Raw genomic sequence first — 610 nt, 5'->3', positions numbered from 1 at the left:
TAACCCATGTTACCTCGAGAGGGGACGGAAACACAGGAAAGGCGATGTAGAAAGGCCAACCGACAACAGTTAATAACCCATGTTACCTCGAGAGGGGACGGAAACTTGAAATAGCTGTTGTATTTGCATACGGCATATTTTCAGTTAATAACCCATGTTACCTCGAGAGGGGACGGAAACGATGGCTACCTTTGTCCTTATGGACAGAGACAGTGGTTAATAACCCATGTTACCTGGAGAGGGGACGGAAACACGTTTATTTTATCAATAATAATCATTGAGTTACGGTTAATAACCCATGTTACCTCGAGAGGGGACGGAAACACGTTTATTTTATCAATAATAATCATTGAGTTACGGTTAATAACCCATGTTACCTCGAGAGGGGACGGAAACGATGGCTACCTTTGTCCTTATGGACAGAGACAGTGGTTAATAACCCATGTCACCTCGAGAGGGGACGGAAACACGTTTATTTTATCAATAATAATCATTGAGTTACGGTTAATAACCCATGTTACCTCGAGAGGGGACGGAAACAAAAATGCTACTACCATAAGTTCCTCCTATAAGTCAAGTTAATAACCCATGTTACCTCGAGAGGGGACGG

It is taken from the genome of Streptococcus sp. HMSC071H03, from assembly GCF_001813035.1.
In the GTDB taxonomy this organism is placed as follows: Bacteria; Bacillota; Bacilli; order Lactobacillales; family Streptococcaceae; genus Streptococcus; species Streptococcus anginosus.
The sequence above is the reverse complement of the archived record's forward strand: the minus strand, read 5'-3'. Positions refer to the sequence as shown.